The organism is Arcticibacter sp., assembly GCF_053551015.1.
Map to the genome: position 1 here is coordinate 124,642 of NZ_JBMQOB010000006.1, position 12,606 is coordinate 137,247.

The 12,606-nt window shown below is 44.9% G+C and carries 8 protein-coding genes; 5 read left to right on the forward strand and 3 right to left on the reverse strand.

The annotated features are described in order from the left end of the window. Positions 1 to 46: 46 nt before the first annotated feature. The 3 genes from ACO1NU_RS02705 to ACO1NU_RS02715 are packed head-to-tail and all read right to left on the reverse strand — an operon-like array spanning position 47 to position 4,442. Positions 47 to 1,456, reverse strand: coding sequence for a TolC family protein (locus ACO1NU_RS02705; protein ID WP_448816915.1), 1,410 nt, complete (start codon positions 1,454 to 1,456; stop codon positions 47 to 49). Further along, entirely contained in the window at positions 1,440 to 2,756 is a 1,317-nt protein-coding gene (locus ACO1NU_RS02710) for an HlyD family secretion protein (protein WP_448816916.1), read from the reverse strand. The genes ACO1NU_RS02705 and ACO1NU_RS02710 overlap by 17 nt, the downstream gene beginning before the upstream one ends. Positions 2,757 to 2,771: 15 nt before the next feature. Continuing rightward, complete coding sequence (locus tag ACO1NU_RS02715) at positions 2,772 to 4,442, reverse strand: peptidase domain-containing ABC transporter (RefSeq protein ID WP_448816917.1); 1,671 nt, start codon at positions 4,440 to 4,442, stop codon at positions 2,772 to 2,774. Between the two features lie 398 nt (positions 4,443 to 4,840). Here ACO1NU_RS02715 and ACO1NU_RS02720 point away from each other — a divergent pair, with 398 nt between their 5' ends. The 5 genes from ACO1NU_RS02720 (at position 4,841) to ACO1NU_RS02740 (ending at position 12,527) form a co-directional block, all read left to right on the forward strand. Continuing rightward, positions 4,841 to 5,314, forward strand: a complete 474-nt coding sequence (locus ACO1NU_RS02720) for a peroxiredoxin family protein (protein ID WP_448816918.1) — start codon at positions 4,841 to 4,843, stop codon at positions 5,312 to 5,314. A 121-nt stretch (positions 5,315 to 5,435) separates the two neighbouring features. Continuing rightward, positions 5,436 to 6,455 (forward strand): LacI family DNA-binding transcriptional regulator, encoded by a 1,020-nt coding sequence (locus ACO1NU_RS02725; protein WP_448816919.1) that lies wholly within the window; start codon positions 5,436 to 5,438, stop codon positions 6,453 to 6,455. A gap of 340 nt (positions 6,456 to 6,795) precedes the next feature. Then, entirely contained in the window at positions 6,796 to 9,783 is a 2,988-nt protein-coding gene (locus ACO1NU_RS02730; protein ID WP_448816920.1) for a SusC/RagA family TonB-linked outer membrane protein, read from the forward strand. An 18-nt stretch (positions 9,784 to 9,801) separates the two neighbouring features. Next, the gene (locus ACO1NU_RS02735) at positions 9,802 to 11,379 is read left to right on the forward strand and encodes a RagB/SusD family nutrient uptake outer membrane protein (RefSeq protein ID WP_448816921.1); all 1,578 of its coding nucleotides are present in this window, start codon (positions 9,802 to 9,804) and stop codon (positions 11,377 to 11,379) included. Between the two features lie 86 nt (positions 11,380 to 11,465). Beyond that, positions 11,466 to 12,527, forward strand: coding sequence for a SusE domain-containing protein (locus ACO1NU_RS02740; RefSeq protein ID WP_448816922.1), 1,062 nt, complete (start codon positions 11,466 to 11,468; stop codon positions 12,525 to 12,527). Positions 12,528 to 12,606 lie beyond the last annotated feature (79 nt).

The window sequence follows — 12,606 nt, forward strand, 5'->3', positions numbered from 1 at the left end:
AAGAAGCTGCATCTTTCTTTATGTGTGATTATGACTATTTAGTCGGTCAGATTCCATCATAGCTTTCTGTGATCAGTTTCAACTCGTTATAGCTTTTTAAGAATTTCATCCGGAGTTCTATCGCTTTTTCTCTGGCTTCAATTAACTTGTTCTCGCGGCTGTTGATCAGGAAAAGGGAGCTTTCGCCATTGTCGTACTTCATTTCCTCTGCTAGGAGCAGGCGTTCATAGTTGGCTACATTTTTTGTGGCAAGGTCAATTTGAGCGATGTAATTGACCACTTCAGTGGTGTAATTAACAATCTTCGTGTTAATTTCCTGTCGCTTAATATCTGTATCAAGCTCGTTCTGTGTAACCTTCAGCTTCGCCTGCCTGTAGTCGGCTCTCGCTTGCCTTAAGAAAAGTGGAACCTCCAGTTTGATCCCATACTGATAGTTATTCTGAAAAAGAGGCAAATGCCTGACATGGTAATGCTCTTTGTTCAGGAAGTTGTAAGTAAGATCGACCTTAGGCAGGAAGCTTTGCCACTTCAATCTTTGCTCGCTCTCCAGGATGTTTTGTTTTTGTTGATAGTAAACCACCGACAGGTGCGAGTTGACAGGCAGCGCATTCAATCGTTCTATTAGTGCAGGGTAGGTAGAATAAGCTTCGCTGGATGTAAGTTGCACGGCGGGGAACATCGGCCGGTCTAGTTCAAATGGCTTTTGATTATCTTTCCAGAGATAGAGAGAAAGTTCCATCGTAGCTTTGACATACTGTAAGTATGCCTCTTGTTGTTCCAACTCGAAACCTCTCAATTGCGAGATGGCTTCTGTCGTATCTATAGCGGCTTTTTCGCCATAATTATAGGTCTTTTGGATCAATTGGAGGCGCTTTTTGTTTATATCAACAGCTTGCTTTTGCACCTGATAGAGTTCATATTGCTTAACCCATTGCCAGTAGGCATTTTCGGCATCCCTCAAAAGTTCATTGGTCAGGACTTGCTGTTCAGCAGCAGTCACTTGCCGGGCATGTCTTGCCTGCTCCAATAAGGCACGCCGACTGTCGTAGATCAATCCTTTGGCCAATGGAATGGTCAGGCCGAATTGGTAAAGACCTCCAGGGGTCGCGCTGTTATTCAGCCGCTCTCCTTCAAGATATTTGTAGCTACCGTTTAGCTCTATTCCATACCATGTAGGAATCTCAATCCCTACATGGCTTTCCTCATAGTAATCAATCCCATCGATGGTTTTTGAGCCCTCTTTAACTTGTAAAACAGGGTCAAAACTTCCTTTCGCCTGGAGGACTTCTGCTTTTGCGATATCGTTTTCCAACCGGTATCTGAATGCCAAAGGGTGGTATTGCTTAACAATCCATACAAATTCCTTATGTGATAATCTTAAGGTATCCTGCGCCAGGGATATCTGAGCAACGCATAATATGAAGAGTAAAAGGATGATCTTATTCCGCTTTTTCATCGGCTTTGGTGGATTTTTCTTTATTCAAGGTGTAGTAGTCTGGTGGGAAGCCGTTGATGTTTCGCCATAGCTCATACCAGATAGGGACATCATTGAGGAGTGCGATACCCTGAACGCCCGATCCCATCTTAATCTGTGGAGGCCAGGGCTTCTGATTTTTATCCTCAACCACCAGTGCTTTGAAGAGTCCGTTTACATTGATATTATTTTCAATGGCTACTACTTTGCCCGCGAAAGTGCCATAGCTGGAGTTTGGCCAGCCCGAGAATACGATCGCCGGGAAGCCGTCAAACGTACACATGACCCGTTGCCCAGCTGCCAGGAGCGGGAGATCCACCGGCTTTACGTATATCTCTACAGCGTAGTTGACCTTCTTGGGTACAATGGTGCCGATGCTTTCTGTTTCTTTCAGGATCTCACCAATACCTGACTTGTTAAGCTGAACCACCTGGCCATCCTGAGAGGCCAGTACGTAATACAGTCCTTGTCGGGCCTGGTAATTTGCAACCTGATTCTCCAGCTTAGCAATCTCGCCGGTACTCCCTTCAATCTGCCCCATGCTCTGGTAACGCTCGCCTTCGGTTTTGCTTAGCTTCTCGGTATAGTCCTGAATGGCGGCATTCTGCTCGATGTTCACCGAGAGTATTTCCTGCCGTGTTTGCGCAAGTTTGTTTTCCGCGGAAATCCTCTTAGCTAAGGCGTTCTGATACGATGCACTTCTTTGTTGAAACTGCGTGAGTGATACAAGACCTTCTTCGTACATCCTTTTTTGCCTGTTATACTGGTCTTCACTCAATTTCAACTCATTATTGACAGCGGCTAGCTCAGCCTCTTCTGCTGCTATTTTGTTGTTCAACTGGGATATTTTAACTTCAAGTTGCTTGAGCTTCAGTCTTCTTGCTTCGCTGATCGCCTTTAGCTGCGTGTTGGTGGTGCTAACCTTCGCCTCGTAGTAGTCTCTCACGCCTTTCTTGGCCTGTACCTGTTCCTGTGTTCGTTGTACTAATTGAGAATCCAGATATTCTGGTTTGATCTCAGCGAGTTGGAGCAAGGTGTCGCCCTGTTTAACATTGTCACCATTCTTCACGTACCACTTGATAATGCGTCCGGGGATAGGAGAGTTAAGTTGCTGGGGGCGTTGATCCTGATACAGCGTGCTGACACTACCCGTGAAACGGATGTTCTGCGTCCAGGGAAGAAACATGATCAGGACTGTCAGTATCAGAAAAAAATAGAACCAGCGCTTAACTTCCGAACCTTTGTGTATATGATATATATTATCGAAGGATTTGAGCTTCATAATCAGGTATAATTATTAATTATTCACGTAGATAGTTCCGTCTCTCAAGAAAAGCTTCTGATCTGCAATATCAAACAGCTCGGTTGCCTGCGAAACAATGATAATGGTTGTATGCTGTTTTATCCTTTGAAGGTAATTAAACATTTTTTCCTTGAATTCCTCATGCATACCAAACAGAGGATCTTCAAGCATGATCAACCTGTTGTTGCCCAGCAAGGCTCTTAGAAGCGTGATCTTCTTTTTTGCACTGAAAGAAACCTCGGTGTCTGTTTCGCTTAGTTTGGTATCAAAACCTCTGCTGAATTCACTTGCCAGGTTTTCAATGCCGATCTCTTCACATACCCGTGTGATGTCATCAATGCTGATATCGCTTCTGCCGAGTAAAATATTCTCGAGCAAGGTTCCTTTGATAATAACCATGTCCTGCGTATAAAGACCAACCCGCTTTCGGAGTTGCTGCTTATTCAGGTTTTTGAGCGGAATGTTATCAAACATGATTACGCCCGATGAAGCTTCATAAAACCCGGCTATTATGTTCAACAGTGTGGTTTTTCCTGCACCGAACCGTCCGGAAATGATGTTGATGGTGTTTGGTCTGATGGCGAAGCTGATATTTTCCAGGATGGGGTCGTTATCGTTAAACGCAAAGCTTACATCATTGAGTTTCACATCCATCCCACCATGCTGTTGTTCCAGCACAATATCGCCGCTTGGATCCTCTTCAAGGTCTGTCACTTTGTTCAACTTTACCAGCGAAGCAATCACGTCGTAATAGCTTTCCAGGCTTTTAATCAGTTTTTCAACGGCGCTCATAATGGTGAGTACTACGATCTCAGTCGCGACAAAGGCTCCGATATTGAGTTGTTGTGTTACCAGAAGATAGGTGCCGATAGCCAACATAACGAGGGTAATGGTCACCTTGAAACCTATGATGGCCTTATATTGGATTTCAAGAACTCTGAAATGAGACGTGCGGCAGTTCAGGTACTTAAGCACTCGTTCATCTGTCCCTGTCAGGTGCATATCCGCATTGGCGTTAATCTTAAAGGTTTTGATAGCAGCTGCTACGTCTTCAAGCCATGATGCTACTTCATACTTGCGATCACTCTCTTCTAAGCTGGACATGATTCCCGAATCCATCGTATATCTGAAAATGAATACGATAATGATGATGACCAGTGCGCCGAAGACTAGGAACCAGGGATGGTAGAATGCTAACAGCAAGATGCCGAATACGATCTGGATCAGTGCGGTTGGAATCTCCAATAAGATTTTTGATATCCCTTTCTGCAGGTTCTGAGTGTCGAAAAAACGATTGACAAGCTCGGGGAGGAAATACTTTTTTGTTGAAGATATATTGATCTTTGGAATCTTTTCAGCAAACGCAATGGAATATTCAAAAAAGATTTTTTGCTGGATCTTTTCGATTATCTGCATCACCTTCAATCTGAAAAAGCCCATAAGGAGGGTACCTAACACGATAAATCCGATGAGCAGGTAGAGCGAGGTTACCATAGTGGCGCCCAACACAAAGCTTACGATGGCCTGAATACCCAGGGGAATGCTCAATTGCACGAGGCCGCTGAGGATGGCGTAAATGTAGATAGCGCCAACGTCTTTTTTTTCTTTTGTCACGTACCTGAAGAGTGCAGCACTGCTTACGGCGAAATCTTTTTCGTGATTCATGTGAAGTAGTTTTGTTTGCAGAAAAGCCAGGAGATGGGGCCTGGAAGAATTTATCTGCTAAAATAATTTTTTGAAAGTGAAATACCCAAATCCATTCTTTACAAGGAATTCAACATCCCGCTTTGCTTTCGTTCCTCATATGCCGCTTCTTTCAGGATCAGGAACAAATGTTCATGTAGTCTGAACTTGGATGTGACTTCTATTTTCATGCAACTGTCTGCTATTGAGCTTGAGAGCCGAAACCTGTAGGAGCCTTATGTGAAAAACGCCGATCGCAGATGACGAAAATGATGGAATAGTTTTTCTTGTATATGAAATATGACTCTCATTTGCTGATGATGGGTATAATTTGTTTATTTATCGAATATTCTATGCTTAATACAATGAAATCAGGTTTGATGTTGTTAATATGTTTATTTTTCTGCCTAACAGGCACCATAGAAGCTCAGACGCCTGCCCGTGAGATTCCCGACTTTACATTTTTCACCGTTGAGGGAAATCCTTTTTACTCCAGGCAGATCCCAAAAGACCGTGGATCGGTATTCAGCTTTTTCGATGTGACCTGTACGCACTGCCAGTCGACCATGAAGACCCTGGGAAGCCGGTATGCCGACCTGCAGCGTGTGTCGCTTTATCTGGTAACCCTCGACGGGAGAAAAGAGGCGCAGGACTTTGTTAAGAAATATGCACCACAGCTTCTGAACAAGAAGAACGTGACGATCCTGATCGATCTCAATAAGGAGTTCCTTCCAAAGTTTCAGCCTCAGCAATATCCATCTGTTTATGTGTACAACAAATACCGGAGACTGGAGCTTTATGAGAAGGATGAACGCAAGGTGGTGCAGATCTTCGACAAGATCAAGGGGCTTTGAGCTGTTGAGCTATACGAAAGATGATCATCTTCTTATTTAAATTAGTGTAAAGGTTACACTGAAAAGCCTGTATATTTGATTGCCTTGTCTTAGCGGCAATTAAAATCAACTTGTGCTGTTAATGGATTCGATCAATATCAAACAACTTGCGAAGAAACTAAACCTGTCTACCTCTACCGTATCCCGGGCCTTTCGTGGCCACAGCGATATCAATAGGGAAACGAAGGAGAAGATCCTTGCTATGGCCAGGGAGCTGAACTATCAGCCCAACCATCTGGCCAGCAACCTGAGGGAGAATAAGAGTAAGACGATTGCAGTTGTTGTTCCCGAGATCGCGAATAATTTCTTTTCCAGGGCTATCAACGGAATCGAACGTATTGCCAGGGACAGAGGTTATCATGTGTTGATCTATCTGACCAATGATGATTTCGAAAAAGAAGTTGCCTTCTTATCTGAATTGCACAACGGACGTGTAGACGGCATCATCATGTCTGTTACCGGAGAGGCCAAAGATCACAGCTATATGCACAAGATCCGGAAGAAGAGTATTCCCCTGGTTTTCTTCGACCGTGTTTATGATGACGTCATGGCTTCTAAAGTACTTACTAACGACTACGAAAGTAGTTTTACGGCCACTAAACACCTCCTTGAGCAAGGTTGCCGGAAGATTGTCTACCTCGTAGTAAATAAAAACCTTTCTATTGGTAAGATGCGTATGCAGGGCTATTGTGATGCGCTTGAATCATCAGGAATCCCGTTTTCAGAAGACCTGGTAATTGATTGCAGTAACGAGATGTCGAGCAATATGCAGCTGCTGGGCGATATGTTCCAGTCGCTGAAGCCCGATGGCGTGTTTGCTTCGGTAGAGCGCCTTGCTCTGGCGAGTTATTATGTATGCCACGATCTGAACATCCGGATCGGGGAGGAGCTGAAAATTGTGTGCTTTTCCAGTCTGGAGATCGCTCCGCTTCTTAATCCATCTTTGTCTACCATTACACAACCTGCTTTCGAAATGGGGAAAGAGGCTGCGAGCATTTTGTTCCGGCGCCTGGAAGACTCAGATCCGAATTGTCATGAGAATGTAGTGCTGGGGTCAGAGCTCATTATCCGCAATTCGAGCGGGGCTGCATCGATGTTATAAGTTTAACCATCTTTTTCGCGTTCCAAACCTGCATTTCCGGGAATATATATGCCGAAAAGTTTTCCACATTCGGGAACGTTCCCAGAAAACCGGAAGACCTTTCTTCTCTGGTGTTTTAACTCTGGTCGTATGCTGTGAATTTCAATTATTTGATTTACAATATCTTGGTAAGTGTATTTCTGACATCTTATTGTTTCTGTCCCGGATCGATTTTCTGCTCCTAAAATGTGGATAACTTTTCTTTGGAAATCTTTTGTTCGGGAACGTTCCCGATTACCTTTATCCCATTACAAACAAAGGTTTTGCTAACCACAAAATTGAAAACTTAAATAACCCTCAAATGAAAAAACGTTACATGGAGAGAATGCTTCTGTTGCTGTTCTTTGTTGCGCTATCCGGATGGAGCTATGCCCAGACAGGTAGTATCAGCGGAGTGGTGCTCGATGAAGCAAATTTGCCCTTACCAGGGGCGTCGGTCAATATTAAGAGCCTGAACAGGGGTACTTCTACAGATGGAAACGGTCAGTTTAAGCTGGCTTCTATTCCAATGGGAACGCACTCCCTTTCGGTTACCTTCGTAGGTTACGAAGTACTGACCAGACAGGTAAATGTAAACGGAGCCGTTCAGGTTTCCTTAAAATTAATTCCTTCTGCACAAAACCTGAACGAGGTAGTTGTAATCGGTTACGGTACACAGGAGAAGAAGGACGTTACAGGTTCCATTTCAACAGTAAGTTCTAAAGATTTTCAGAAAGGTACCATCACATCTCCTGATCAGCTGATTGTAGGTAAGATTGCAGGTGTGCAGGTTACTACAAACGGTGGTCAGCCGGGCGGTGGTAGTACCATCCGTATTCGCGGTGGTGCATCACTTAACGCGAGTAACGATCCGCTGATCGTTGTGGATGGTGTGCCTTTGTCGAGCTTCAAGGACAAAGACGGAAAGAATACGCTTCCGGGTGTCGGAAATCCGCTTTCCTTGATCAACCCAAATGACATCGAGACCTTTACAGTTTTGAAAGATGCGAACGCGACTGCTATCTACGGTTCAAGAGCATCCAACGGGGTTGTATTGATCACCACTAAAAAAGGAAAAAGTGGTAAGCCGTCCGTGAGCTTCAACACACAAAACTCGGTAGCTAAAGTGGCAAGAACAGTTGATGTATTGTCGGCTGACGAGATTCGTGACTTCGTTAACGCGAATGGTTCTGCAGATCAGATTGCTTTGCTCGGAACAGCCAACACGAACTGGCAGGATGAGGTTTATCAGCAAGCATTTACTACTGATAACAACCTGAGCATTGCGGGTGCATATAAAAAGACTCCATACCGCTTGTCACTTGGATACTTGAATCAGGATGGAACAGTCATTACTGATAATCTGAAACGTACATCAGGTGCCTTAAGCGTAACGCCTAAGCTATTTGATGATCATTTGAAAGTAGACCTGAATCTGAAAGGTTCGATGACCAAATCGCGCTTTGCTTTTCAGGATGCTATCGCGAATGCTATTCAGTTTGATCCTACTCAGCCAGTGCGTACCGAGAATAAATATGGTAACTATTTTGAGTGGCTGCAGACATCTGGAGTGCCTAATCCGAATGCACCAAGAAACCCTGTCGGGCTTATTGAACTAAAGGATGACCGCGGAGAGACTGCACGCAGCTTTGGTAACCTGCAGTTTGATTATTCGTTCCATTTTCTTCCGGAATTACACGCTAACTTAAATTTGGGTTACGACATATCTACCGGAAAGGGCTCAACTTATATTCCTGCTTTTGCTGCACAGAACGCCGCAACGAACGGATACTTCAAAGATTATAAGTCAGACATCTCCAACAAAGTGGTGGAGTTTTACCTGAACTATGCGAAAGATATCCCTTCATTGAAGAGTAATATCAACGCTACAGCAGGTTACGGTTTCTACGCTAACCGCACTAAAATCTACAATTACACCACATTTGAAGGCGATCGTACCACGCCATCATCGGTTCCTGTTTATCCGTTTGATGAACCAGAGAACAGATTGCTGTCTTATTATGGTCGTGTGATCTACACCTTCAATAGCAAATATATTCTTGCGGGTACGGTTCGTACAGACGGATCTTCCCGTTTCAGCGAAGACAATCGCTGGGGAGTGTTTCCTTCGGCAGCCTTCACCTGGAGGATCAACGAAGAGAACTTCCTCGAGTCAGTGCGTGCGCTGTCTGATCTGAAGCTGAGATTGAGCTACGGTATAACCGGTCAGCAGGAAGGTATTGCCAACTACTCCTATCTGCCCAACTATGCAACCAGCAGCAACGAGTCGATGTACCAGCTTGGTAACCAGTTCTATTACATGAACGCACCGGTAGCGTATGATTCGAACGTGAAATGGGAAACTACCGCAACCTACAATGCAGGTTTGGATTATGGATTCCTGAATGGACGTATTAATGGTAGCATTGATGTCTATAAGAAAAAGACAAAAGATTTGTTGAGCATTATTAACATTCCGGTAGGATCAAACTTCAGCAACCAGCTGTTGACCAATATCGGTAACATGGAAGCAACAGGTTTTGAGTTTGCGCTAAACGGCAAGCCGGTATTGAAAGAAGATTTCTCATGGGATCTGGGTTTCAACCTGACTTACAATAAGGTTAAGGTAACGAACCTGACTGCTTCATACGATCCTGATTATCGTTTGCTTACCGGTGGTATCAAGGGATCTACAGGAAACTTTATCCAGGCACATACATTGAACCGCACACCTTATTCATTTAATGTGTACAAGCAGGTTTACGATGAAAATGGAAAACCGCTTCAGGGTGTATACGCTGATCTAAACGGGGATGGAGCGATTACCGAACAAGACCGTTATTTCTATAAATCTCCTGCTCCGAAGGTACTTCTTGGTTTCTCTACCGGGGTGAACTACAAGAAGTGGACCCTGAACACTGTTCTGAGAGCGAGCTTGGGTAATTACCTGTACGACAACGTTTCGTCTAACTTCTCCAGCAGCTCTGCCTTGCTTAATTCAGGTGCAGGCATCCTGAACAATGTGACCAGAGACTTCATGAATGCAGGCTTTTCAACAGCTCAGTATCAGAGCGACTACTTCGTGAAGAATGCGTCGTTCCTGAAGATGGACAATGTTGGCCTGAGCTATAATTTCGGAAATGTTCTGAACAACCGCAAGACAGGTAATCTAACCATCTCAACCAACGTTCAGAACGTGTTTACGGTGACAAATTATAAAGGTATTGATCCGGAAGTTCAGAATGGTATCGACTACCAGTTGTATCCAAGACCAAGAACTTTTGTATTAGGTCTTAACCTTGGGTTTTAATTATATAAAGGAATCGCGATGAAAAAACATAATAGATTATTCACAGCACTATTGGGATTGCTGATCCTGGCTTCTTCGTGTAAGAAGGACCTTGATCTGGCACCAACAAACGATATTACGGCAGATGTTGCTTATGCAACACCTGAAGGTTACAGAAGCGGTATCGCTAAGGTGTACGGCAGTATGGCAACTACCGGAAACCAGGGAGCAGGTTCGGGTGACCTGGGAGGAATTGATGCAGGAACGTCCGACTTCTTGCGTCTTTATTGGATGGCTCAGCAATTGCCGACCGACGAGGCTGCATGTGCATGGGTAGGTGATGACGGTATCCCGGGACTGGATTACATGAACTGGTCTTCTTCTAATATCATGTTGCTTGGCGTTTATGCCCGCAGCGTTTATCAGGTAACGCTTGTGAATGAATTCCTGCGCGAGAGTACAGATGCGAAATTATCTTCACGCGGTATCTCCGGTGCAGAAGCAGCCAACATCAAAGATTATGCAAACGAGGCACGTTTCCTGAGAGCATTTCAGTACTGGGTGTTAATGGACCTGTTCGGGAATCCTCCTTTTGTAACCGAAGCTAGCTCGGTAGGTAAGGAGTCTCCAAAACAGATTACTCGTGCGGAGCTGTTCAAATACGTGGAGTCTGAACTGCTTGCTATTGAAGGCAACCTGAAAGAGACAAACGAGTATGGCCGTGTGACCAAAGGAGCAGCCTGGGCTTTACTCGCCCGCCTTTATCTGAATGCGCAGGTTTACACCGGCACACCTAAATTCACTGAGGCGGCAGCCTATGCTGAAAAGGTGATTAACTCTGGTAAATACTCTTTGCATCCTGTTTATGCGAATCTGTTTAAAGCCGATAATAACCTGAACAACCCGGAAGTGATCTTCTCTATCAACTATGATGGAGTAAAGACACAGAATTATGGTGGTACAACTTACCTGATCAATGCCGCGGTAAATGGCGATATGAAACCTGAAACCTTCGGTATTCCGAGAGGCGGATGGGGTGGTAACCGTAGCAGATCCAATCTTCCATCAGCCTTTGGTGATTACAAGACGACCCGCGACAAGAGGGCGATGTTCTTTGGCAGTAATCCGGTAATTACCGATATGTCTGTTTTCAAAGAAGGTTTGGCCGTCACAAAGTTCACGAACCTGACTTCTACAGGCGCAACTGCCGAATCTGTCGGCGGAACGTACTGCTCAACTGATTTTCCTTTGTTCCGCCTGGCGGAAATGCATCTGATCTATGCAGAAGCAGTGCTTCGCGGAGGTTCCGGAAATGCAGCGATTGCAGTAAATTACATCAACCTCCTTCGTCAGCGTGCATACGGTGATGCTTCGGGGAATGTAAGTGGCATTACGCTGGAAGACGTATTCAACGAACGCACAAGAGAGCTGTATTGGGAAGGCTTCAGACGTACTGACCTGATCCGTTACGGAAGATTTGTAGAGGGCACTTACCTGTGGCCTTACAAAGGTGGGGTGATCAATGGTAAGGCCGTTGAAGCATACCGTACGATTTATCCGCTACCTGCAACTGATGTGATTTCGAACACGAACTTGACACAGAACCCTGGTTACTAATTCGATTAAGTGATTCATCATGAGCTGCCGCGGTCAAGACCACCGGGTTCATGATGAATCATCACCTAAATAGAAATAATATTCTGATGAAAAAGATATTTAAGCATATAGGCGTACTTGCACTTACCATGTTTGTGCTTGCATCCTGCAAAAAGGACGAGGAGCGCTTGACTGTAAGCGGTGGAGATGCTCCGCTACTGGCGCTTTCGTCAACAACGCTAAACCTGAGTAAGGATAAGGCAGCCGACACGGTAATTACCTTCTCCTGGAATAACTATGACGTAAAATGGTCACAGCCTGACTACGCAACCAACATAACAGACTATACGATTGAGATCGATTCTGCAGGGCAGAATTTCGCTTCTCCATATCAGATTGACATGACCGGAAGGACTTCTGGAAAGTACAGCGGAGGGGATTTCAATGCTTTGCTGCTAAACCGTCTTCTGTTGCCTGCAGGCAAAGAGTCGGCTCTTGAAGTTCGTTTGAAGGCATCTGTTTCTCCTAACTCTTCTCCTGTATATTCCAACGTCGTGGCCATGAAGGTTACCCCTTACCTGGTTTCCAGCATTCCTGATTATCCTTCGCTGTTTATTGTGGGCAGTCACCAGGGTTGGACCCCGGCTACAGCACCTGCTATCCGTTCTGCGAAGAACGATGGTAGTTACGAAGGTTACGTGAACTTCCCTGATGCCAGCACGGAATTCAAGATCACTACAGCAAGAGACTGGGATCATCCGGCCTACGGAGATGCTGGTGCTGGTGCATTGAGTACATCCGGAGGAAATATCAAGCAGGAAGGTGCAGGTTATTACCTGATTAAGTTTAACGAGAAGACCCTGAAATGGTCTGCAGCGAAGACTACCTGGGCCTTGATCGGTGATGCTACACCAGGCGGCTGGGATGCCGATAGTCCGATGACATTCGATAAAGAAGCAAATGTGTGGAAAGCTACTTATACCCTCAAAGCCGGAAAGTACAAGTTCAGGGCTAATGGTAACTGGGATATGAACCTGGGTACAGGAAGCAATACTGGCGTGTTGAGCTATGGAGGAGACAATATTGAGTTGAAAGAGGCCGGAACTTACGAAGTGACCCTCGATCTGTCTAATGGAGCTTACTACATGTATAAGCTGACAAAGAAGTAAAATATAGATACATATCGTCCGGGTGCTCTCATAGCATCCGGACAGTATGATTTTACGCAGGCTTTCCCGGCCATGTGGG

Excerpts from the sequence above, each read along its gene's own strand:
- ACO1NU_RS02705 (WP_448816915.1), bottom strand. The coding sequence starts at position 1,456 with ATGAAAAAGCGGAATAAGATCATCCTTTTACTCTTCATATTATGCGTT.
- ACO1NU_RS02710 (WP_448816916.1), bottom strand. The coding sequence starts at position 2,756 with ATGAAGCTCAAATCCTTCGATAATATATATCATATACACAAAGGTTCG.
- ACO1NU_RS02715 (WP_448816917.1), bottom strand. The coding sequence starts at position 4,442 with ATGAATCACGAAAAAGATTTCGCCGTAAGCAGTGCTGCACTCTTCAGG.
- ACO1NU_RS02720 (WP_448816918.1), top strand. The coding sequence starts at position 4,841 with ATGTTGTTAATATGTTTATTTTTCTGCCTAACAGGCACCATAGAAGCT.
- ACO1NU_RS02725 (WP_448816919.1), top strand. The coding sequence starts at position 5,436 with ATGGATTCGATCAATATCAAACAACTTGCGAAGAAACTAAACCTGTCT.
- ACO1NU_RS02730 (WP_448816920.1), top strand. The coding sequence starts at position 6,796 with ATGAAAAAACGTTACATGGAGAGAATGCTTCTGTTGCTGTTCTTTGTT.
- ACO1NU_RS02735 (WP_448816921.1), top strand. The coding sequence starts at position 9,802 with ATGAAAAAACATAATAGATTATTCACAGCACTATTGGGATTGCTGATC.
- ACO1NU_RS02740 (WP_448816922.1), top strand. The coding sequence starts at position 11,466 with ATGAAAAAGATATTTAAGCATATAGGCGTACTTGCACTTACCATGTTT.